This is a genomic window from Actinomadura sp. CNU-125, assembly GCF_001942465.1.
Taxonomy (GTDB): Bacteria; Actinomycetota; Actinomycetes; order Streptosporangiales; family Streptosporangiaceae; genus Spirillospora.
On sequence record NZ_MKJY01000532.1, the window covers coordinates 21,829 to 43,697 of the forward strand.

At 72.7% G+C, this 21,869-nt stretch carries 23 protein-coding genes and 2 pseudogenes; 18 read left to right on the forward strand and 7 right to left on the reverse strand.

The features are described 5' to 3' along the window. Positions 1-108: 108 nt before the first annotated feature. Together BJF79_RS63885 and BJF79_RS39810 are read right to left on the reverse strand one after the other, a co-directional pair. A complete protein-coding gene (locus tag BJF79_RS63885; protein WP_262403262.1) occupies positions 109-1,245 on the reverse strand; it encodes a GAF domain-containing protein in 1,137 nt (378 codons plus the stop codon). Between the two features lie 11 nt (positions 1,246-1,256). Next, positions 1,257-2,012, reverse strand: a complete 756-nt coding sequence (locus BJF79_RS39810; protein ID WP_075905179.1) for a 3-hydroxybutyrate dehydrogenase — start codon at positions 2,010-2,012, stop codon at positions 1,257-1,259. Positions 2,013-2,112: 100 nt separating this feature from the next. Between BJF79_RS39810 and BJF79_RS39815 the strand changes: the two genes are divergently transcribed. Together BJF79_RS39815 and BJF79_RS67830 are read left to right on the forward strand one after the other, a co-directional pair. Continuing rightward, positions 2,113-3,204: an alpha/beta hydrolase gene (locus tag BJF79_RS39815; RefSeq protein ID WP_316043537.1), complete on the forward strand. Its 1,092-nt coding sequence runs from the start codon at positions 2,113-2,115 to the stop codon at positions 3,202-3,204. Between the two features lie 155 nt (positions 3,205-3,359). Next, a pseudogene (locus tag BJF79_RS67830) lies at positions 3,360-3,407 on the forward strand (hypothetical protein); the annotation flags it as partial. A gap of 29 nt (positions 3,408-3,436) precedes the next feature. On the opposite strand, the gene BJF79_RS63890 reads toward BJF79_RS67830, so the two are convergent. Continuing rightward, positions 3,437-3,604 (reverse strand): hypothetical protein, encoded by a 168-nt coding sequence (locus BJF79_RS63890; protein WP_262403263.1) that lies wholly within the window; start codon positions 3,602-3,604, stop codon positions 3,437-3,439. A gap of 4 nt (positions 3,605-3,608) precedes the next feature. Here BJF79_RS63890 and BJF79_RS63895 point away from each other — a divergent pair, with 4 nt between their 5' ends. Beyond that, complete coding sequence (locus BJF79_RS63895) at positions 3,609-3,992, forward strand: helix-turn-helix transcriptional regulator (RefSeq protein ID WP_262403264.1); 384 nt, start codon at positions 3,609-3,611, stop codon at positions 3,990-3,992. 70 nt (positions 3,993-4,062) lie between these two features. Further along, positions 4,063-4,455 (forward strand): VOC family protein, encoded by a 393-nt coding sequence (locus tag BJF79_RS39825; RefSeq protein WP_262403265.1) that lies wholly within the window; start codon positions 4,063-4,065, stop codon positions 4,453-4,455. A 40-nt stretch (positions 4,456-4,495) separates the two neighbouring features. Here the strand turns inward: BJF79_RS39825 and aceE are convergent, their stop codons facing one another. Continuing rightward, a complete protein-coding gene (aceE, locus tag BJF79_RS39830) occupies positions 4,496-7,285 on the reverse strand; it encodes a pyruvate dehydrogenase (acetyl-transferring), homodimeric type (RefSeq protein ID WP_075905181.1) in 2,790 nt (929 codons plus the stop codon). 281 nt (positions 7,286-7,566) lie between these two features. Between aceE and BJF79_RS39835 the strand changes: the two genes are divergently transcribed. From BJF79_RS39835 to BJF79_RS39865, 6 genes are all read left to right on the forward strand, one after another. Further along, on the forward strand, positions 7,567-7,773 hold the full coding sequence (locus BJF79_RS39835; RefSeq protein ID WP_075905183.1) for a DUF1918 domain-containing protein: 207 nt from the start codon (positions 7,567-7,569) through the stop codon (positions 7,771-7,773). A 66-nt stretch (positions 7,774-7,839) separates the two neighbouring features. Continuing rightward, complete coding sequence (locus tag BJF79_RS39840) at positions 7,840-8,247, forward strand: secondary thiamine-phosphate synthase enzyme YjbQ (protein ID WP_075905185.1); 408 nt, start codon at positions 7,840-7,842, stop codon at positions 8,245-8,247. 245 nt (positions 8,248-8,492) lie between these two features. Next, positions 8,493-8,921, forward strand: coding sequence for a DUF3052 domain-containing protein (locus BJF79_RS39845; protein WP_075905187.1), 429 nt, complete (start codon positions 8,493-8,495; stop codon positions 8,919-8,921). A gap of 755 nt (positions 8,922-9,676) precedes the next feature. Continuing rightward, a complete protein-coding gene (locus BJF79_RS39855; RefSeq protein ID WP_075905191.1) occupies positions 9,677-10,135 on the forward strand; it encodes a peroxiredoxin in 459 nt (152 codons plus the stop codon). 147 nt (positions 10,136-10,282) lie between these two features. Further along, positions 10,283-10,543, forward strand: coding sequence for a hypothetical protein (locus BJF79_RS39860; RefSeq protein ID WP_262403266.1), 261 nt, complete (start codon positions 10,283-10,285; stop codon positions 10,541-10,543). A gap of 16 nt (positions 10,544-10,559) precedes the next feature. Beyond that, complete coding sequence (locus BJF79_RS39865; RefSeq protein ID WP_083734586.1) at positions 10,560-11,657, forward strand: potassium channel protein; 1,098 nt, start codon at positions 10,560-10,562, stop codon at positions 11,655-11,657. A gap of 185 nt (positions 11,658-11,842) precedes the next feature. Here the strand turns inward: BJF79_RS39865 and BJF79_RS39870 are convergent, their stop codons facing one another. After that, a complete protein-coding gene (locus BJF79_RS39870; RefSeq protein WP_075905197.1) occupies positions 11,843-12,811 on the reverse strand; it encodes a phosphoribulokinase in 969 nt (322 codons plus the stop codon). A gap of 148 nt (positions 12,812-12,959) precedes the next feature. Here BJF79_RS39870 and BJF79_RS39875 point away from each other — a divergent pair, with 148 nt between their 5' ends. Both BJF79_RS39875 and BJF79_RS39880 read left to right on the forward strand, forming a co-directional pair. After that, positions 12,960-13,616 (forward strand): response regulator, encoded by a 657-nt coding sequence (locus BJF79_RS39875; protein ID WP_075905199.1) that lies wholly within the window; start codon positions 12,960-12,962, stop codon positions 13,614-13,616. Further along, positions 13,613-14,776 carry a sensor histidine kinase gene (locus BJF79_RS39880; protein ID WP_075905201.1) on the forward strand — a complete coding sequence of 388 codons (1,164 nt, stop codon included), beginning with the start codon at positions 13,613-13,615 and terminating at the stop codon, positions 14,774-14,776. The genes BJF79_RS39875 and BJF79_RS39880 overlap by 4 nt, the downstream gene beginning before the upstream one ends. On the opposite strand, the gene BJF79_RS39885 is transcribed toward BJF79_RS39880, so the two are convergent. Beyond that, positions 14,773-15,951: a saccharopine dehydrogenase family protein gene (locus tag BJF79_RS39885; protein ID WP_075905203.1), complete on the reverse strand. Its 1,179-nt coding sequence runs from the start codon at positions 15,949-15,951 to the stop codon at positions 14,773-14,775. The genes BJF79_RS39880 and BJF79_RS39885 overlap by 4 nt on opposite strands. Positions 15,952-16,088: 137 nt before the next feature. Further along, positions 16,089-16,955: a LysR family transcriptional regulator gene (locus BJF79_RS39890; RefSeq protein WP_075905205.1), complete on the reverse strand. Its 867-nt coding sequence runs from the start codon at positions 16,953-16,955 to the stop codon at positions 16,089-16,091. 198 nt (positions 16,956-17,153) lie between these two features. Here BJF79_RS39890 and BJF79_RS39895 point away from each other — a divergent pair, with 198 nt between their 5' ends. From BJF79_RS39895 to BJF79_RS63910, 6 genes and pseudogenes are all read left to right on the forward strand, one after another. Continuing rightward, entirely contained in the window at positions 17,154-18,587 is a 1,434-nt protein-coding gene (locus BJF79_RS39895; RefSeq protein ID WP_075905207.1) for a form I ribulose bisphosphate carboxylase large subunit, read from the forward strand. Then, the gene (locus tag BJF79_RS39900; protein WP_075905210.1) at positions 18,587-19,015 is read left to right on the forward strand and encodes a ribulose bisphosphate carboxylase small subunit; all 429 of its coding nucleotides are present in this window, start codon (positions 18,587-18,589) and stop codon (positions 19,013-19,015) included. The genes BJF79_RS39895 and BJF79_RS39900 overlap by 1 nt, the downstream gene beginning before the upstream one ends. Before the next feature lie 320 nt (positions 19,016-19,335). After that, a pseudogene (locus BJF79_RS63900) lies at positions 19,336-19,674 on the forward strand (AAA family ATPase); the annotation flags it as partial. Positions 19,675-19,889: 215 nt separating this feature from the next. Then, positions 19,890-20,009, forward strand: coding sequence for a hypothetical protein (locus tag BJF79_RS63905; protein WP_262403271.1), 120 nt, complete (start codon positions 19,890-19,892; stop codon positions 20,007-20,009). Positions 20,010-20,186: 177 nt separating this feature from the next. Next, entirely contained in the window at positions 20,187-21,095 is a 909-nt protein-coding gene (locus BJF79_RS39910; RefSeq protein ID WP_143220811.1) for a PAC2 family protein, read from the forward strand. Between the two features lie 59 nt (positions 21,096-21,154). Continuing rightward, a partial coding sequence (locus BJF79_RS63910; RefSeq protein WP_262403267.1) for a CBS domain-containing protein occupies positions 21,155-21,869 on the forward strand: 715 nt, incomplete at its 3' end.

A 21,869-nucleotide genomic window follows, 5' to 3' on the forward strand; every position in this document is an offset into this window, starting at 1 on the left:
GGTCCACGTCGACGCGCCGCGCGCGGGCGGCCAGCGCCGCCGCGTCCGCCCGCCGCTCCGACAGCAGGTCGTCGAGCAGCTCGCCGCGCACCCGCCCCTCCGCCTCGGTCACGCTGCGCTGGAACAGCAGCAGCAGCGCCGTGACGAGCGCGGCCCGCTCCAGGATCCGCTGGTCGCGTCCGACACCTCCTCGGACGTGCGCAGCACCAGCGTCCCGAGCATCTCGTCGCCGCTCGACACCGACGCGATCCACAGATCGCCCCGCCGGACGGTTCGTCCCTGCGCGCGCGCGGAATGCGCGGACGCCGACACACCGGCCAGCTCCGCGTCGCTCAACGGCGCGGACGCCGCATCGGTCGTCGCCAGCCGAGCCCCGTCCGCGTCCAGTACGTGCAGGGTTCCGCCCAGAAGCTCGGTGACGATCGCGGCGACGTCCTCTACGCCACCACCACGAACCACAACAGCCGTCATCCGGTCGTGCGCGCGCGCCGCCACCTCTACGGCCGCGCTACGCGCCTTGACCTCCACATTGGCCGCGCTCAGCTCCTCCAGAGCGGTACGGGTCTCCTCCAGAAGGCGCGCGTTGTCGATCGCGATCGCCGCGTGCGCGGCCAGCGACCCCAGCAGCGCGACCTCCTCTTGGTCGAACGGACGCTCGCCGCGGTTCGCCGCCGTCAGCACCCCGATCACCCGGCTGCCCAGCTTCATCGGCACCCCGAGGATCGCGACCAGGCCCTCCTCGGCGACGGCCTCGTCGATGAACCCGCGATGCCGGAACTGCGCGTCGCCCAGATAGTGGTCGCTGTTGTACGGCATCGCCGACTGCGCGACCAGCCCGACCAGCCCCGTGCCCATCGGCAGCCGCAGCCGCCGGAACGCCGCCGACACCGACCCGTCCGTCACCCGCATGTAGGTGTCGCCGCGCTCGTCGTCGTTCAGCGTCAGGTAGGCGATGTCGGCGTTCAGCAGCCGCCGCGCCCGCCGGGTGATCGCCTCCAGGACCGCGTCCAGATCCCGCAGCCCGGCCAGATCGCCCGCCGTGTCGAACAGCGCCGCCAGCTCCGCCTCCCGCCGCGCGTGCCGCCGCATCACCGCCCGCACCCGCAGCGCCGCGACCTTCGCCGCCTCCAGCTCCGCCAGGACGGCCGGTGGCGCGCCCTCCGCCCGCGCCTGCACCAGCGGCCCCTCGAACTCGACGGGGGACGCCTCGCGGGCGAGCAGTTCGAGGAAGACGCCGCAGGACATACGGGACATTGTCAATGGGCCGTCCAGCCGCCGTCGAGGGGCATCGACGCGCCCGTGACCATCGCCGCCGCCGGAGAACACAGGTAGGCGACCAGTTCGGCCACCTCCTCCGGCTCCGCCAGCCGCTTCACCGCCGCCTTCTGCAGCATGACCCGCTCGACGACATCGTCCTCCGACATCCCGTGCGCGCGCGCCTGATCGACGATCTGCCCCTCCACCAGCGGGGTCCGCACATAAGACGGATTGACGCAGTTGGACGTCACGCCATGCGCCGCACCCTCCAGTGCGATGACCTTCGACAGCCCTTCGAGCCCGTGCTTCGCCGTCACGTACGCGGCCTTGAACGGCGACGCGCGCAGCCCGTGCACCGACGACACGTTCACGATCCGCCCCCACCCGCGCTCGTACATCCCCGGCAGCGCGTCCCGCACCAGCCGGAACGGCGCCTCCACCATCAGCCGCAGGATCTTCGCGAACATCTCCGGCGGGAATTCGTGGACCGGCGCCACATGCTGCACCCCCGCGTTGTTGACCAGGACGTCGAAGCCCTCCGCCACCCCGGCCACATCCGGCCCCGCGAGATCCACCGCCAGCGCCGTCCCGCCGAACTCGTCCGCGGCCCGCCTCGCCGCCGTCCCGTCCAGGTCCGCCACGGTCACCCGCGCGCCCGCCGCCGCCAGCCGCCGGGCGCACGCCAGCCCGATCCCGCTCGCCCCGCCGGTGACCAGGGCGCGGCGGCCCGTCAGGTCCGGTGTCACGCTCGTCATGCGCAGAACCTACGCAGGCCGCCGCGCCCGACCCATGTGGCCCGCACACACAATCCCCGGCCCGGTGGTGTGGCCGTGTCCCGCGGTCTACGTTGGGGCGATGACCGAGATCGCGCACCGTTTCGTCGAGGGGAACGGCGGCCTGCGGATGCACGTCGCCGAAGCGGGCGAGGGCCCGCTCGTCCTGCTCCTGCACGGCTTCCCCGAGTGCTGGTACTCGTGGCGCCGCCAGCTCACCGCCCTCGCCGCCGCGGGCTTCCACGCCGTCGCCCCCGACCAGCGCGGCTACGCCCGGACGGGCGGTCCCGCCGATCCCGCGCAGTACACGATCCTGCACACGGCCGGTGACGCCGTCGGTCTCATCGACGCGCTCGGCGCCGAACGCGCGGTCGTCGTCGGCCACGACTGGGGCGCGCCCGTCGCGTGGGCCGTCGCGCAGATGCGCCCCGACAAGGTCCGCGGCGTCGTCGGCATGTCCGTGCCGCACCGCCCCCGGGGCTCCCGCCCGCCCATCGAGAAGATGCGCCGCCACTTCGGCGACGGCTACTACATGGTGCGCTTCCAGGAGCCGGACGCCCCGGAGGCCGAACTCGCCCGCGACCCCGCGTCCACGTTCCGCCGGCTGCTGGCCGCCGACACCGGCGACGGCACCGCGCTGATCACCCCCGAGACCGGCGGCGTCCTCGCCGGCTCCCCGGAACCCGGCGAACTCCCCGGCTGGCTCACCGAAGACGACATCGCCGCCTACGTCGCCGAATACGCCGACAGCGGCTTCGCCGGCCCGGTCAACTGGTACCGCAACCTCGACCGCAACTGGGAACTCACCACCGCCTGGCACCGCGCCCCGATCACCCCGCCCGCCCTGTTCATCGCGCGACCGCGACCCGGTGGCCGACCCCGCCGCCATCGCCCGCCTCCGCGACTTCGTCCCCGACCTCCGCGACACCGTCATGCTGACCGGAAGCGGCCACTGGATCCAGCAGGAGCGCCCCGCCGAAGTGAACGAAGCCCTCCTGACCTTCCTCCACTCCCTCTAACGCCACCCCCGGTGGGTGCACCCACCCACCCGCCACGCCCGGAACCCTCGCCCTCCCTGTACACCCCCGCAGAGTCCTCGATACCCGCGCACCCTGGCACACCCGTGCGTGGTCGGGCGCCGTGCGGGAGGGCGGCGGGGCCCGCGCGGCCGTAGGTCGCCTTGCGACCGGAGGCCGTGCGTTAGTTGATCCGGGGCCGGGGAGATTGTCGGAGGCGGGGCGTACGGTCGCGGCGTGAACCGGACGGACCGCCTTTACGCCCTCGTCGAGGAACTCCGAGCGCGCGCGCCCGCCGCGCAGCGGGCGTGAGCTGGCGGCGCGGTACGAGGTCAGCTCCCGGACGATCGAACGCGACATCGGCGCGCTGCAGCAGGCGGGCGTCCCGATCTACGCCGACGTCGGACGCGGCGGCGGGTACACGCTCGACCCCGCGCGGACGCTGCCGCCGCTGAACTTCACGCCCGCCGAGGCCGTCGCCGTCGCGATCACCCTCGCCCGCGCCGACGGCTCCCCGTACTCGCGCGCGGCCCGCACCGCACTGCACAAGATCGTCACGGCGATGTCGGCGGCCGACAGCGCGTCCGCGCACGAGCTGGCGGAGCGCGTCCGGTTCCTGACGCCGGACGACGCCGACGCGCCGCCGTCCGTCCCGTCCGTGCTGGAGGAGGCCGTGTCGGCGCGCCGCGTCGTCCGTCTCGGCTACGTGACCGGCGCCGGGGACGAGAGCGAGCGCGACGTCGAACCCGTCGCGTTCACCTGCGCCTCGCTGCGCTGGTACCTCATCGGGTGGTGCCGCCTGCGCGACGACACCCGCATCTTCCGCATCGACCGGATCCGGCGCGCCGCCCTCCTCGACGAGACCGCGCCCGAACGCCGCTACGAGGACGTCATGGTCAAGGACGTCCCCCTCGACTACGTCACCCGGCGCCTCGAATTCGTTTGAGAAACACCGACAGGGGGATGTCGCCGGTCCGTCCGAGGCTGGGTCTCGCACCGAGAGAAGGGGGAGACCCATGACGATTCCCGCGTTCAACACCGTCGCGTGGTTCCAGATCGGCACCACCGCGCCGGAGGAGGCACGCCGGTTCTACGGCGACCTGTTCGGCTGGCGGTTCGACGCCGACGCCGGTTCCACCGTGCCCGGCACAGAGGGGTACGACCTGGTCGGCTACCCGGGCGCGGACGTTCCGAGCGGCGGCCTCGCGCACGAGCGCGACGCGTCCGGAGCGCACGCGATGTTCCTCGTCCTGGTCGAGGACGTCGACGCCGCATGCGCCCAGGCGGAGAAGAGCGGAGGCAAGGTCGCCGCGTCCACCATGGCTACCGCCAAGGGGCTCCGGTTCGCCTACCTGGAGGACCCGTCCGGCAACCGCTTCGGCGTGTTCACGCCGCCGGTGCCGTCCTGACGGCCCCGGGCGGGGCGGTGCACCCGCCCCGCCCGGGCGGTCAGCTCTCGCCGCCGGTGTTGCTCTCGGCGCTGCCGACGCCGCCCGCGAAGACGTCGCTGACCCGCACGTTCAGCCGGTAGCGCTCGATCGCCTGCGGGAGGGTCTCCGGCTTGACCTCGCCGTGCCGGACGAGCCGGGTGAGGACGGCCAGGACGATCGACGCCGCGTCCACGTGGAAGAACCGCCGGGCGGCGGCGCGGGTGTCGGAGAAGCCGAAGCCGTCGGTGCCGAGCGAGGTGAAGTCGCCGCTCACCCACGGGGCGATCTGGTCGGGGACGGCGCGGGCGAAGTCCGACACCGCGACGATCGGCCCGGCGACGTTGTCGAGGGTGCGGGACACGTACGGGACGCGCTGCTCGTCCTCCGGGTGGAGCAGGTTGTGCTCGTCGCACTCGCGGGCCTCGCGGGCCAGCCCGTTCCACGAGGTCGCCGACCAGACGTCGGCGGCGACGCCCCAGTCCTCGGCGAGGAGGCGCTGCGCCTCCAGCGCCCACCGGCCGCCGACGCCGGACGCGAGGATCTGCGCGCGCGGCGGCTGCCCGTTGCCGGCGGCGATCTCCGGTGCGCTCCGGTAGCGGTACAGGCCCTTGAGCAGGCCGTCGACGTCGACGCCGGCGGGTTCGGCGGGCTGCTGGTAGGGCTCGTTGTAGACGGTGAGGTAGTAGAAGACGTCCTCGCCGTTCGGGTGCTCCTCGGACGTCCCGTACATGCGGCGCAGCGCGTCCTGCGTGATGTACGCCAGCTCGAACGACCAGGTGGGGTCGTAGTGGACGCACGCGGGGTTCGTCGCGGCGATGAGCGGGGAGTGGCCGTCGGCGTGCTGCAGGCCCTCGCCGGTGAGGGTGGTGCGGCCCGCGGTGGCGCCGAGCAGGAACCCGCGGCCCATCTGGTCGCCGAGCGCCCACATCTGGTCGCCGGTCCGCTGGAACCCGAACATCGAGTAGAAGATGTAGACGGGGATCATGTGCTCGCCGTGCGTCGCGTAGGACGTTCCGGCGGCGATCGTCGACGCCATCGAGCCGGCCTCGCTGATGCCCTCGTGCAGCATCTGCCCGCTCTCGGACTCCTTGTACGACAGCAGCAGCTTGCGGTCCACCGCGTCGTAGGTCTGCCCGTGCGGCGAGTAGATCTTGGACGTGGGGAACAGCGAGTCCATGCCGAAGGTGCGGTACTCGTCCGGAGCGATCGGGACGAACCGGGCGCCGATGTTCTCGTCCTTGATGAGGTCCTTGAGCAGCCGGACGAACGCCATGGTCGTCGCGACGTTCTGCTTGCCGGACCCCCGCTTCAGCTCGGCGTACACCGGGTCGCCGGGCAGCTTCATCGGCTTGGCCCGCACGACGCGCTTCGGCAGGAACCCGCCGAGGGCGGCGCGGCGCTCGCGCATGTACTGGATCTCGTCGGAGTCCTCGCCCGGGTGGTAGTAGGGCGGCAGCGGCTGTTCGAGCGCGGAGTCCGGAATGTCGAGGTAGAGGCGGTCGCGGAACTCCTTCAGCTCCGCCTTGGTCAGCTTCTTCATCTGGTGCGTGGCGTTGCGCGCCTCGAAGTCGGAGCCGAGCGTCCAGCCCTTGACCGTGTGCGCGAGGATCACCGTCGGCTGCCCGACGTGCTCGCGGGCCGACTTGAACGCCGCGTACACCTTCCGGTAGTCGTGCCCGCCGCGCGACAGTTTGCGCAGGTCGTCGTCCGTGAGGTCCTGGACGATCTTGCGCAGCCGGGGGTCGTCGCCGAAGAACTTCTCCCGGATGTAGGAGCCGGACTCGACGCTGAACGTCTGGAACTGGCCGTCGGGCGTCGTGTTCATCTTGTTGACGAGCGCGCCGTCGACGTCCTGGGCGATCAGCGGGTCCCAGTCGCGGCCCCAGATGACCTTGATGACGTTCCAGCCGGCGCCGCGGAAGTACGACTCCAGCTCCTGGATGATCTTGCCGTTGCCGCGCACCGGGCCGTCGAGCTGCTGCAGGTTGCAGTTGACGACGAACGTGAGGTTGTCGAGCTCCTCGCGCGCGGCCAGGCCGATCGCGCCGAGCGACTCCGGCTCGCCCATCTCGCCGTCGCCGAGGAACGCCCAGACGTGCGAGCGCGACGTGTCCTTGATGCGGCGGTTGTACAGGTAACGGTTGAAGCGCGCCTGGTACACCGCGTCGATCGCGGTGAGGCCCATGGACACCGTGGGGAACTCCCAGAAGTCCGGCATGAGCCGCGGGTGCGGGTAGGACGACAGCCCGCCGCCGGGGTGCGACTGCTCCTGCCGGAAGCCGTCCAGCTTCTCCTCTGGGAGACGGCCCTCCAGGAAGGCGCGCGCGTAGATGCCGGGGGACGCGTGCCCCTGGATGAACACCTGGTCGCCGGACTCGCCGTGGTCCTTGCCGCGGAAGAAGTGGTTGAACCCCACCTCGTACAGCGACGCGGCCGACGCGTACGTGGCGATGTGCCCGCCGACGCCGATCTCGGGACGGTTCGCCCGCGACACCATGATCGCGGCGTTCCACCGGATATAGGCGCGGATACGACGCTCGACGTGCTCGTCGCCGGGGAACCACGGCTCCAGCTCCGGCGGGATCGTGTTGATGAAGTCGGTGCTGCGCAGGCCGGGCACGCCGACCTGCAGCTCGCGGGCCCGTTCCAGGAGCCTCAGCATCACGTAGCGCGCCCTGCTGCGGCCCTCGGTCTTCATGACCGTGTCCAGCGATTCCAGCCACTCCCGGGTCTCGTCCGGGTTGATGTCGGGCAGCTGGCTCGGCAGGCCGTCGCTGATGATCGAGTAGCGTTGACGTCCGGAAGCCACGGGGTCCCCTCTGTGCTTACCGTCGATGCTGGTGGGACGCCCGGCCCGCCGCTCGGCGCGCCGACGGTCCCCGCACGACTGTTCGTCGCCTGCAATCGCGTCCATCGTCGCCGTTCACGACGGTTAACGCATCTCTACCGTCCGGTAACCATCATCCCCGCTCAGCCGGGGGACGGACCGGATCGACGACCCGTTTTTTGCGCGTTCTCGTGAGATTGCCCGCGCGGGCGGGGAACGAACGTACAAGGCAGGGAAAAGGCGAGCGTGCGCTTGGGGGAATCATGAACGGACGCATCGGAGACCGGCTGCACATCCACGGCAAGATCGTGGGGCAGCCCGACCGGGCGGGCGAGATCATCGAGGTTCACGGCGACGACGGCGGACCGCCGTTCCTCGTGCGCTTCGAAGACGGCCACGAGACCCTGGTCTACCCGGGGCCGGACGCGGTGATCGAACCCCGCGAACAACTGCACTCGACGTCCCGCTGAGGGGAACACGCCCGGCGGCGCGGGGCTGGAGGGGTCCCGCGCCGCCGATGGGGTACACCCGAGACCATGGAGAGCACCGTGATCCGGGTGTCCACCGGATCGAAGGAGGCCGTGCACGACATCACGGCGGAATGCGAGCGGTTCGCCGCCGACTCCGGCGGCGACGGGCTGCTGCACGTCTTCGTGCCGCACGCCACCGCGGGCGTCGCGCTCATCGAACTCGGGGCGGGCAGCGACGACGACCTGCTCGCCGCGCTCGGTGATCTGCTGCCCGCCGACGCCCGCTGGCGCCACGCCCACGGATCGCGCGGGCACGGCAGGTCGCACGTGCTGCCCGCGCTCGTCCCGCCCTACGCGACCGTCCCCGTCACCGGCGGACGTCTCGCGCTCGGCACGTGGCAGTCGGTCGCCCTCGTGGACCTCAACATCGACAACCCCGACCGCCAGGTCCGGTTGTCATTCCTCAGGGGTTGACGGTTGTATCAAGACACGGGCTCGAACTTCACCCCGGGTGGCCGCATCGTGACACACGATTCCGGCATCGGGCCAATGCGGGCGTCAAATGCCGGGAAGACACTTGCGCAAGGGGCCCACACTTGTGTGGACTGTCCCGCAAACACCGCACAGGTGCGGACGGGCCGCCCGTCCCGGGGGGCCGTACAGGAGATTTGCACAGGTGCACGGAGCACCGTGCGGACGAACGACATGGGAGGACTTTCGTGAGCGCGACCGCGGGTCAGGCGCAGTCTGAGCGCAGCCTGGCCGAACGGCTCGGCCTCAAGGCGGGCCAGGTGGTGCAGGAGATCGGCTACGACGACGACGTGGACGAGGAGCTCCGCGAATCCGTCGAGGCCGTCACGGGGAACGAGCTGGTCGACGAGGACTACGAGGACGTGGTCGACATCGTGCTGCTGTGGTGGCGCGAGGAGGACGGCGACCTGTTCGAGGGCCTGACCGACGCGATGGTCCCGCTCACCAGCGGCGGAGACATCTGGCTGCTGACGCCCAAGGCGGGACGCGACGGGCACGTGGAACCCAGCGACATCGGCGAGGCGGCCGGCACGGCCGGTCTCTCCCAGTCGCGCAGCCTCAGCGCGGGCAAGGAGTGGTCGGGGACACGGCTCGCCGCACCCAAGGTCAAGAAGTAGACGCGCGGGGGACGGGCGGCCACGCCCGTAGAGGTCGGCCTGCGCTCGCAGAGCTCGCTCCGGCCGCCCTGCGGGGGCGGGGACGGGCCCACGCCCATTCCCGGCCCGTGCTCGCGTCTAACTCAGGCCGTCCTGTGGAGGGCGGGGACGGGCCCACGTGCGGGTTCCGGCCCGTGCTCGCGAGCTCGCTCCGGCCGCCCTGCGGGGCGGGGACGAGTTCATGCGCGGTGTCCGGCTCGTGCTCGCTCGTGAGGCGGGAACGGGGCTGGTCCGTTACTCGGCGCTCGTGGGGTTTCGGCCCTCTGTGGAGGCGGGGACGGGCGGGTATCGGGCCGTGCTTGCGTAGCTTGCTCTCCGAGGGCGGGAACGGGCTTGCGCCCGTTTCCGGAGGTCGGCCTGCGCTCGCGGGGACGGTTCGGCCCCCCTGTGGGGACGGGCTCGCTGACCGGACCGTGTTCCGGGCGCGCGCGGCCGCATCTGGTCGCATCTCCTTGCTCGGCGGGCCCGACTCCGGCCGGGCGTCCGGCCCGCAGGGCCCTTTCGGGCCGCCTGGGTGGCCGTGTCCGGCCGCGGTCCTGTTACGCAGGGCCGCTCCGGCGGCGGGTGGTGTGCTTGCCGGGTGCTCTGGGGACGGGCGCGGGTGCGTCTGTGCGACGGGGGCTGCTTCCGTTCGCGGGAACGGGTGGCACACTTGGGCCGTTGGCATGTCGGGGAACGGACGTGTCCCCCGGCGGAGACCTAGCCAGGGAGAGGTTTTGGCGGTTGAGGTAGGCGAGAGCGCACCGGACTTCGAGCTGAAGGACCAGCACGGGACCCCGGTGAAGCTGTCGGACTTCCGGGGGCGGAAGAACGTCGTCCTGGTGTTCTATCCGCTGGCGTTCAGCGGTGTCTGCACGGGCGAGCTGTGCGAGATCAGGGACGAGCTGCCCACGCTGGGCGGGGACGACGTGCAGGTCCTGGCGGTCTCGGTGGACTCGATGTTCGCCCTGCGCGCCTGGGCTGAGCAGGAGAAGTACCAGTTCCCGCTGCTCGCGGACTTCTGGCCGCACGGCGGGGTCGCACAGCGCTACGGGGTGTTCGACGAGGAGAAGGGCCTCGCCACCCGCGGGACCTTCATCATCGACACCGAGGGCGTGGTCCGGTGGAAGGTGGAGAACGCCATCCCGGACGCGCGCGACATCGACGAGTACCGCAAGGCGCTCGCCGGTCTCTGAGCGAACGGGCCGGTTCCGGACAGGTGGCCGGAACCGGCCCCCGCACCTTCTGGAGGTGTGATGCCCTGCTTCCGCTGCGGGGCGCGGCAGACCGATCCCGTGCGGGGCGCGAGCCCGTGGCGGCGCGGGGTCCGGGCGGATCACCAGGTGCTGATCTGTCCCGGCTGCCAGGCCGACCGCGGCTGGGCGAACGAACTCGACCGCTGCGGCGCCTGTGAATCGGCCGCGCTCGTGTGCCGGCTCGGCGAGGTGGAGTGCCGCGACTGCGGCCACACCCGCGAGGCCGTCCGGGACGATCTGGTCCGTGCGGCCGCGCGGAGCGCGCCGGAGGAAACGGGCGACCGGGACCTCTCGGCGGAGGTCGCGGCGGCGCTGAGCCGGGTGCTCAGCCGGGGCCCGGCGGGCTGACCTGCGGTTTCGCCGCTTGACCGGCGGGGCCGCCGCCTGCCAGGCTGCGCGGGTGCCGATCCTGCTGTTCCAGCTGCTCAACCGGTTCACCGCGCGCTCGTGGCGGGTGCCCGCGTTGGTGCTGGCCGGGGCGTTCGTCCTGGGCTGGGTGCTGATCGCGGTGTTCGAGCCGGCGGGCGCGGAGATCAAGTCGCCGGTCGGGTACGTCTGGTACTTCATCGTCAGCGGCACCACGACCGGGTACGGCGACCTGTCCCCGGAGACGGCGGGCGGCCGGATCGGCGGCGTGCTGATCATCGGCTCGGGCGTGACGGCGGGGCTCGTGCTGTTCGCGGAGCTGACGCTCTGGATGTCGAAGGGCAGGACCATGAAGGCCAACGGACGGGCGCAGCTGCACCATCGCGGGCACATCGTGGTCGTCGGCTATGACCGGGACGGGCTGCGCTCGATCATCGGGCAGCTGCGGGCCGACCGGGAGTTCGCGAAGACGGCCGTGGTGACGGTGTTCCGGTCCGGCGAGCTTTCGGGGGAGAACCCCGACCCGGACCTGTACGACGTGGTGGAGTCCGATCCGACGGCGTTCGACCGCGCGTGCGTGAAGGACGCGCGGACCGTCCTGGTCGTGGGCCGCACCGACGACGAGACCGTCCGGGTGATGCTGCAGGTGGCCGCGTATCTGCGGCGGCACGGGGATCCGGCGGTCCACCTGCTGGCGGGGCTGCGCGACGGCGGCCGGCGTGCGGAGATCGCCGATGCGCTCGCGCTGATCGGGCGGGACGCGGAGCCGGTCGACATCGACGATCCCGCCGTGGTGGCGGACTCGATCCGCAACCCGGGCGTCTCGGCGATCTACCACAATCTGGCGAGCACCCTCGACAGCGACGGGACGCTCTACCGGGTGAACGTGCCGGAGGGCGCGGGCGAGTGGCCGCGGCTGGACGTCGCGATCTTCCTGCTGCGGCGCGGCAGCACGCTGCTGGCGGTGGGGGAGTCGCACCGGCCGAACGCCCGCTTCCGGCTGTCGGCGGCGCCGGACGAGACGATCCGCGGCGGGCAGTCGCTCGCGCTGGTCGCCCCGGAGCGGCCCGACATCCCGTGGCACGAACTGTCCTGAGCGGAGAAAGGCCGGGAGGGCGCCATGCGCCCGCTGGGCGCCCTCCCGGCCGCCGCGCCGCGCGGCCCGGGGCACAGGTCCGAAACCCCGGGGCCTCCCCGCGCGTCCGCGGAACCCAACCTGAACCCTACGGTCAGGCGGTCGGCCCCCCGAACTCGATCCGTCGTCTCCGCCGCGGCGACGGATCAGGCGGCTTGGCGATGATCCGCGTCGAGCAGGTGGTAGAGCAAGAGCAGCTGGGTGATGGCGAGCGGGTCGCTGGTGGCGGCGTCGCCGAGCCGGCCGAGGGCGTCCGGGGCGACGAGGCCGTCGCCCGCGCGGGGGCCGAGCCGTGACCAGATGGCCTTCTTGACGACCTGCGACTCCTCCGGCGAGACGTAGCCGTGCACGTGCAGGGCGTCCACGGGACGGCCGTCGGTGTCGCGGTGCAGCCGCAGGTGCATGGCCGTCCCGCCGCCGGGTTCGGCGTCCAGGACGCCCGCGAGTTCGGGGTGGTCGATCGTCGGACGCAGCAGGAGTTCGGCCGACAGGGGCGTGCCGGGCGGGTCGCCGCGGCCCGCGACGGGGGCGAACCGGACGACGATGTCGGCGTGTTTGCGCTGCGGCCGGATGTAGGCGGCGCTCTCGGGTTCGCGCCGGGCGAGTTCCGCGCGGACCTGGTCGGGGGAGTAGCCGCGTTTGTCGCAGTCCCGCGCGACCTTCCACGAGTGCCGCAGGGGTTCGGGCGGGTCGAGGTAGACGGTGATGTCGAAGCAGGCGCGGGCGAGACGCGTGTGCAGCGGGAGGAGCCCTTCGACGATCACGAAGTCGCGGGGTTCGACCAGTTCCGGCCGGACGAGCCGTCCGGTGGCGTGGTCGTACACCGGTTTGAGGATCGGCTCGCCCATCGACAGGAGCTGGAGGTGCTGCTCCATGACGTCGACGTGGTTGCAGTCGGGGTGCAGCGCCGTGAACGGTTTGCCGGCGCGTTCCTCGCGGTCGTAGCGGTGGTAGTCGTCCACGCAGACCGCGGTCATGCGGTCGGCCCCCAGGCACTGCACAAGCCCCCGCGTGAGTGTGGTCTTGCCTGCCGCGCTGTCCCCGGCGATGGCGAGCATGACGGGGCGGCGGCCCGAGCCGCGCGCCCGGAGCATATGCACGATCCGATGGGGCACCTCGCTCCTCCGTCCTGCGGAATTCTGTTTTCGCTATGAAGAGTATGCTGGGCCTTCCGGCGGTGCTTCCCCCAATCAGGGGAGAGCACGGGTGAGACGGCCGAACATGGGCTACTGGTGAGTAGCTTCTGGTTGTTATCGTGCCGGGATGAGCGTCCCCGTACGCGTCGTCCTGGTCGACGACCACGAGATGATCCTGGCCGGGCTGCAGGCGATGCTGGCCGGGTTCTCCGGCCGCGTGCGCGTCGTCGGGCAGGCGGGGACGGGCGAGGAGGCCGCCCGGCTGGTCACCGCGCTCCGTCCGGACGTGGTGCTCCTGGACGTCCGGCTCGGCCCCGAGAGCGGCCTCGACCTGTGCAGGCAGCTCACCGGGCGGGTCCCCGAGGTCCGCGTCGTGTTCCTGTCGGTGTACGACGACGAGCAGTACGTCTTCGAGGCGCTGCGCGCCGGAGCCGGGGGATATCTGCTGAAACGGGTGGACGGGCCGGAACTGGTGCGGCGGCTGGAGGAGGTCGCGCAGGGCGAGACGGTCGTCGATCCGACGCTCGCGGGGCGGATGGCGGTCACCGCGGCCCGGCTGACCCGCGGCGAGTTCTGGCCGGGCGCCAACCGCGGCCTCACCCAGCGCGAGAGCGAGGTGCTGTCGCTGCTGGTGGGCGGGCTGTCGAACAAGGCGATCGCGGCCCGGCTGGTGCTCAGCGAGGAGACGGTCAAGAGCCACCTGCGCGCCCTGTACCGCAAGCTGGAGGTGACCGACCGGTCGCGGGCGATCGCGGTCGCGCTCCGCGAGGGCCTGTTCCGGTGACCGTCCCGAGCGCGCTCGCCGGGCGCGGCACCGACCTGCTCGTCCGGATCGTCCGCGTCGCCTGCTCCGACCGCGAACTTCCGCAACTGGCGGACGAACTCGCCGGACTCGTCGTCCGCTCGGCGCGCGCGCTGACGTTCTGCGACGTCTACGTCCTGGACGACGACCGCCGCGTCCTGGAGTGGGCGGGCCCGCCCGTCCCTCTGGGGGAGGGCGACGTCGGACGGGCCGCGGCCCACGGACGGGCGCGCGCGCACGCGGACGGCAGGGGCGCGGCCGTCCCGATGCACAGCGGCGGCGCGGTCATCGCGGTCCTGGACGTCCGGTCCGCGGGGCCGTGCCCACCGGAGGACGTCGCGCTGGTCACGGCGCTCGCCGAACTGTTCGCGCCCGTCCTGTGCTCGTGCCGCCGCCTGCGCGCGGCCCGCGAACGCGAGCACGCCGCCGAGCGGTTCGCCGAACGGGCCGTCGAGGCGCAGGAGGCCGAGCGGTCGCGGCTGAGCCGGGAGATCCACGACGGCATCGCGCAGCGGCTCGCCGGCCTCGGGTTCCATCTGTCGGCGGCCGAGCGGGCGCTGCCCGAGCACCACCCCGAGGGGCTCGCGCAGATCATGATGGCCCGGTCGCTGTGCGAGCTGGCGGCGGCCGAGACCCGCGCGGCGATCGGCGGCCTGCGCCCGCCCGTCCTGGACGACCTGGGCCTGTCGGCCGCGCTCGCGACCCTCGCCCGCGAGGCGGGGGACGGCCCGGGACCGTCCGGCCGTCCCCTCGACGTCACCGTCACCGTCGAGGGCGAGCTGGAGGACGCGCTGCCCGACCACGTGCAGACCGCGCTGTACCGGATCGCGCAGGAGGCCGTCGGCAACAGCCTCCGGCACGCGTCCGCGTCCTGCGTCGACCTGCTGCTGGAGCACTTCGGCGACCGGGTGCGGCTCACCGTCGCCGACGACGGCGCCGGCTTCTCGGTCCGGGACGTCATGGCGCACGGCGGGCGCGGGCGGCGGCCCGACTCCTACGGGCTGCGCGGCATGACCGAGCGCGCCGAACTGCTCGGCGGGCGCGTCACCGTGACGAGCCGTCCCGGCGTCGGCACGAGGGTCGAGGCCGTCGTCCCGATCCCCGGCCGGGCCGGAACCGGCACCGGAAGCGGGGGCGGTTAGCGGGAGGTCAGCACCCGGAACGCCAGGCCCGCCCGGGTCAGCCGCTCCAGCAGCGCGTCGCCCATCGCGGTCGCCGTCGTGACCTGCCCGGACGTCTCCGGCAGTGCGTCGTGCGCGAGGCACAGCGCCGACTCGGCCAGCATCTTCGCCGTCTCGCCGTAGCCCGGATCGCCGCCCGCCACCTCGGTGACGACGCGCCGCCCGCCGCCCTCCCCGGCGAACTTCACGCTGAACCAGTTCCGGGCGCGGGTCTCGGCCGACGGACCGGCCCCGGCGGGCCTGGCCTTCATCAGCAGCGACCGCGCGGGCGGGATCTGCGCGAGCACGGTGAGCGCGCCCGCGCCCGCGGCCATCGCGGCGGCGGACGGCAGCCGCTTCACCGCGACGTAGTGCCCGTAGCTGAAGTCGGGCCCGTACCGGTCGAGCGCGGCGGCGGAACGGGCGACGATCTGCGGGTCGATCGTCGGCGCGGGCAGCGTCCAGCGTTCCCCGACGCGGTTCTTCGGGGACGGGCGCCGCGACACCCGCACCGTCCGGCCGTCCGGGCGGCCCTCGGCCTCGCGGCGCTCCCGCTCCGCGCGCACCATCGCGGGCAGGTCGGCGAAGATCCCGAGGGCCGAGTGGAGCGTGCCGCCGGACGCGTCCGCGCGCGCCCGCAGGAAGCCCTCGACGTGCAGGGGGACGCCCTCGGGGAGGTGCTTCACCGTGAAGTACACGCCGAGGTCGTGCGGGATCGAGTCGAAACCGCACGCGTGGACGATCCGGGCGCCGGTGCGCACGGCCTCCGCGTGGTACTTCACGTACATGCGGTCGACGAACGTCGGTTCGCCGGTGAGGTCGACGTAGTCGGTACCGGCGCGCGCGCACGCCGCGACGAGCGGCTCGCCGTACTTCACGTACGGGCCCACCGTCGTGATGACGACGCGTGCCGAACGGGCCAGCTCGTCGATCGAGTCCTGGTCGGACGAGTCGGCCCGCAGCAGCGGCAACCCGGCGCACGCGGGGTCGATCCCGGCGAGCCGGTCGCGCACCTCCGCGAGCTTGGCCGTGCTGCGCCCGGCGAGGGCCCAGCGCGTCCCGGGGTCGGCGTGCGCGGCCAGGTACTCGGCGGTCAGCCCGCCGGTGAACCCGGTGGCCCCGAACAGGACGATGTCGTACGGGCGGTCGGCGGTCATGGGTGCCCCTCTCGGTGCCCTTTCGCGATCCCGAACCCCATTCTGTCGTTCCCGCGGGGGTGTGCGCGCACAATGCCCGGTGTGTGAGCGGCCACACCGCGCCACCCGCCGGAGAACGATGCGGCCGACGATGCGGCTTACGCGGGCGTCCAGCCGGGCGCGTCCAGCAGGTGCCGGACGAACAGCAGCGTCGTCGCCGTCGGGACCGCGCCGCCGACCGCGTGCCACGGCCGCTCCAGCGGCAGGTCCGGGGCGGTCACGACGACGAGCCGGCGCGCGTCCAGCTCGGCCCCGACCGCGTCCCGCGACACCAGCGCGGCGCCCAGCCCGGCGGCCGCGCCCGCGATCACCGCGCCGTTCGAGCCGAGCACCAGCCGGGGCGGCGCCGCGTCCCGTTCGGCCAGGTCGGCGTCGGCGGCGGCGCGGGTCCCCGACCCCGGCTCCCGCATCACCCACGGCGTCCGGTCGAGCGCGAACCCCGCCGCGACGTCCGGCGCGGCCACGACGACGAGCTCGTTCGGGCGGCGCGCGAGGACGGTCGCGGCGACGTCGGCGGGCGGGCGCCCGGCCAGCACCAGATCGGCCTCGTGCGCGGCGAGGCTGCACCACACCTGGCGGCGCGGCCCCACCTCCAGCGCCAGGTCCACCTCCGGCCACCGCGCCCGGAACGACGCGAGCAGCCCGGGGAGGAGCTGGTCGGCGGCCGTGGTCACCGCCGCGAGCCGCAGCGGCCCGCGACCCGGGTCGGCCGCCCCGCGCGCCGCCGCCCGCCCCTCCTCCAGCAGCCCCAGCACCTGCCGGGCGTAGCCCGCGTAGACGGTTCCGGCGGGGGTGAGCCGCACCCCGCGCCCGTCCCGCCGGACGAGCGGGACGCCGAGCTCCCGCGTCAGCGCGGCCACCGCCGCCGACACCGCCGACTCCGTCACGTACAGGCGCCGCGCCGCGGCCCGCACCGAACCCGTGTCGGCGAGCGCCACGAACGTCCGCAACCGCGCCTCGGTCACGCCCGACCTCCTGGTTCAAGCGAATGCTTGACGATTACCGTAGAACACTTGATGGACATCGCAAGTATCGGCCGTGCACGCTCGGACTCGTTCACGGTCACTCGACCGGGGGCGCGGCGCCCGTCCCATCCCCTGGGCATGCCGTCCTTCCGCGGGCGGAGCGCCGCGCCCCGTCCCCCAGCGCGAAGGAGAGCGGCGATGAGCTCGGGCAGATGGTCGGCGGGCGTGATCCCCTACGCGGAGATGGGCTACTGGCGCCCGGACTACGAGCCGAAGGACAGCGACGTCCTCGCCGCGTTCCGGATCACCCCGCAGCCGGGCGTCCCGCCGGAGGAGGCGGGCGCGGCCGTCGCGGGGGAGTCGTCCACCGCGACCTGGACGGTCGTGTGGACCGACCGGCTCACCGCGTACGAGCAGTACCAGGCCAAGTGCTACCGGGTGGACGCGGTACCGGGGCAGGACGACCAGTTCATCGCCCACATCGCCTACGACCTCGACCTGTTCGAGGAGGGCTCGATCGCGAACCTGACGTCGTCCATCATCGGGAACGTCTTCGGGTTCAAGGCCCTCAAGGCGCTGCGCCTGGAGGACATGCGGATCCCGACCCACTACGTGAAGACGTTCCAGGGCCCGGCCCACGGGATCATCATGGAGCGCGAGTACCTGGGCAAGTTCGGCCGTCCCCTCCTGGGCGCCACCGTGAAACCCAAGCTCGGCCTCTCCGCCCGCAACTACGGCCGTGTCGTTTACGAAGCGCTCCGCGGCGGCCTGGACTTCACCAAGGACGACGAGAACATCAACTCGCAGCCGTTCATGCGATGGCGCGACCGGTTCCTTTACTGCATGGAGGGCGTGAACCGGGCGCAGGCCACGACCGGTGAGGTGAAAGGTCACTACCTCAACGTCACCGCCGCGACCATGGAGGACATGTACGAGCGCGCCGAGTTCGCCAAGGAACTCGGCAGCGTCGTCGTCATGATCGACCTGACCATCGGCTACACGGCGATCCAGTCGATGGCCAACTGGGCGCGCAAGAACGGCGTCCTGCTGCACCTGCACCGCGCCGGGCACTCCACCTACACGCGGCAGAAGACCCACGGCGTCAACTTCCGGGTGATCGCCAAGTGGATGCGGCTCGCGGGCGTCGACCACATCCACGCCGGGACCGTCGTCGGCAAGCTGGAGGGCGACCCGAACAGCGTCCGCGGCTACTACGACACCCTCCGCCTCGACAAGATCGCCGCCGACCCGGTCAAGGGCCTGTACTTCGACCAGGAATGGGCGTCGATGCCCGGCACGATGCCCGTCGCGTCCGGCGGCATCCACGCGGGCCAGATGCACCAGCTCCTGCACTACCTCGGCGAGGACTCGATCCTGCAGTTCGGCGGCGGGACGATCGGGCACCCGATGGGCATCGCCGCCGGGGCCGCCGCCAACCGCGTCGCGCTGGAGGCGATGATCAAGGCGCGGAACGAGGGCCGCGACTACCTGGCCGAGGGCCCCGACGTCCTGCGCGCCGCCGCCAAGAACAGCCGCGAACTCGACATCGCCCTGTCCACCTGGGGCGACATCACCTTCACCTACGAGTCCACCGACACCCCCGACGTCGTCGAAACCCCGGTGAGCATCTGATGCGGATCACTCAAGGCACCTTCTCGTACCTGCCCGACCTCACCGACGAGGAGATCACCCTCCAGATCGCCTACGCCCTCGGGCAGAACTGGCCCTGCTCCGTCGAGTTCACCGACGACCCGCACCCGCGCAACGCGTACTGGGACATGTGGGGACTCCCGATGTTCGACCTCGCCGACCCCGCGGGTGTCCTCTACGAGATCAACGAGTGCCGCAGGGCGTACCCGTCCCACTACATCCGGCTGAACGCCTACGACGCCCGCTACGGACGGCAGACGACCGCGCTGTCGTTCATCGTGCAGCGCCCGCCCGCCGAACCCGGCTTCCGCCTCGACCGGCAGGAGACCTCCGACCGGCGGATCCGGTACACGCTGCACCCGTACGCGGCCGACCGCCCCGAAGGCGAACGGTACGGAGCGGACCGTTGACCGGACGGCCCGGCTTCGGCATGCGGCAGAACGGCCGGAGCGGCCCGGACGGCCCGGGCGGCCCGGGCGGTCCGGGCGCACCGGACGGCTCCCCGGCGGACCCCTCGCCCTCCGCCGGGGGGCTCCTCCCCCCGGACGCCCGCGTCGACCTCGCGAAGGAACGCGCCGACTCCTGCGTCGACGACGTCCTGGCGGCCCTCGACGCCGAACTCGTCGGCCTCGCGCCCGTCAAGGCCCGCATCCGCGAGATCGCCGCACTGCTGCTCGTCGACCGCGTCCGCGCCCGCTTCGGCATCGACTCCGGCCGTCCGAACCTGCACATGTGCTTCACCGGCAGCCCCGGCACCGGCAAGACGTCCGTCGCCGTGCGGCTCGCCGAGCTGCTGCACCGCCTCGGCTACGTCCGCGGCGGCCACCTGGTCTCGGTCACCCGCGACGACCTCGTCGGCCAGTACGTCGGGCACACCGCGCCCAAGACCAAGGAGGTCCTCAAACGGGCGATGGGCGGCGTCCTGTTCATCGACGAGGCGTACTACCTGTACCGGGCCGAGAACGAGCGCGACTACGGCCAGGAGGCCATCGAGATCCTGCTGCAGGTCATGGAGAACCAGCGGGACGACCTCGTCGTCGTCCTCGCCGGCTACCAGGACCGCATGGACTCCTTCTTCGCGTCCAACCCCGGCATGAGTTCCCGCATCGCCCACCACATCGGCTTCCCCGACTACGAACCGGACGAACTGGAGGCCATCGGCCGCCTGATGATGCGGCGCGAAGGCTACGTCCTCGCCCCCGAAGCCGAACCCGTCTTCCGCGACCATCTCGACCGCGCCGCGCCCGTCCCCGGTTCGCGAACGCCCGGTCCGTCCGCAACGCCATCGAACGCGCCCGCCTCCGGCACGCCGGCCGCCTCCTCGACCGTCCGGGCGAGGTCGGCCGCGCCGACCTCACCACCCTGCGCCCCGAAGATTTCGCCGTCCCCCGCACGTCCGGGTGACCGCGAAGGCCCACGGTCGGCCTCCGCCCGCAAAGCCCGCTCCGGCCGCCCGGGGACGTCCCCGCCCGCCCGTCCGGAGCCGGGCGGCGGGGGCGAGAAGTGATCACCTCGCTCCGCAGGGATGACCGCCCCATGTCTTAGTGTTGGGAACATCGACATGATGATGTGGGGGAGAAGTTGCTGAACCCTGAGGATCTGTACGAGCTGGACACCGACCTGCCGGAGATGTCCGGACCGGTGCTGCTGCACAGCCTCGACGGCTTCGTGGACGCCGGTTCCACCGGGCAGCTCGTGCGCGAGCACATTCTGGACGCCCTGGAGCACCGGGTCATCGCCCGCTTCGACGTCGACTCGCTGATCGACTACCGGGCGCGGCGGCCGCCGATGACGTTCGACCGCGACCACTGGGCGGCCTACGAGGCGCCCGAACTGGTCGTCCGGCTCGTCCACGACGAGGCCGGGACGCCGTTCCTGCTGCTCACCGGCCCCGAACCCGACCGGCTCTGGGAGGGCTTCACCTCGTCGGTGCTGCACCTGGTCGAGCGGCTCGGGGCGGGGCTGGTCGTCGGGTTCCACGGGATCCCGATGGGCGTGCCGCACACCCGTCCGGTCGGGATCACCTCGCACGCCACCCGGCCCGAGCTGATCGACCGCGGCACCTGGTTCGACAAGGTGCAGGTGCCCGGCAGCGCCGCCGGGCTGCTGGAGCTGCGGCTCGGCGAGGCCGGGCACGACGCGGTCGGGCTGGCCGTGCACGTCCCGCACTACCTGTCGCAGTCGGCGTACCCGGCGGCCGCCGTGGCCGCGCTGGAGGCGATCATCGCCGCGACCGGGCTGGCGCTGCCGGTGGACGCCGTCCGCCGCGCCGCCGCCGCCACCGACGCCGAGATCGCCGAGCAGGTCGAGGGCAACGACGAGGTGGAGAAGGTCGTCCGGGCGCTGGAGCAGCAGTACGACGCGTTCGCCGGCGCCGCCGAGCGCGACAGCCTGCTCGCCGAGTCGCAGGACATGCCGACCGCCGACGAGCTCGCCGCCCAGTTCGAGCAGTTCCTCGCCGAACAGGACGGGCCCGACGCGTCCTCGTGACGTCCGTGCATGCCCGCCGGGCCCACGGGTAGGCGATTCCCCGAGAGGGGAGGCGCGACATGACCCAGCACGCCATGGCACAGAACGTGAACGAAGTGATGACGCCCGTGCCGGTGACGGTGTCCCCGGACACGCCGCTGGCGCGGGTGGGCGAGCTCATGCGCCAGCACGGCATCGGTGACGTCCTCGTTGTGCACGAGGGACGGCTCCGCGGGTTGGTGACCGACCGCGACATCGTCGTCCGCGGTGTCGCCCTGGGGCGCGACATGGCGTCCACCGCGGTCGCCGACATCTGCAGCACGAACGTGATCACCGTGCCGGTCGGGGAGGACGCGGCCACGGCCGTCCGGCTGATGAGCGAGCACGCCGTCCGGCGGCTGCCGTCGTGGACGGCGACCGGCCCGTCGGCATGGTGTCGATCGGCGATCTCGCGGTCCAGCGCGACGAGCGTTCCGCCCTCGCCGACATCAGTGCCGAACCGCCGAACACGTGAGCACCGTCCGGCTCGACCTCGCCGACGCCCCCCTCGACGCGGACCTCGACATCCCGGACGAACCGACCGGCATCGTGGTCCTCGCGGGCACCGGCGACGGCCCCCACGACGGGACGGTCGCCCGCGGCCTCACGCGGCCGGTCTCGGCACCCTCGTGCTCGACCTCCGGGCCGGGGACGCGCGGGCGGCCGCGGACGCGCGCGACGGCATCGAAGCGCCGACGCTCCTGCTGCTCGGCGCGATCGACCGGCTCACCGAGGGCCTGGAGGCAGCGCCGCACA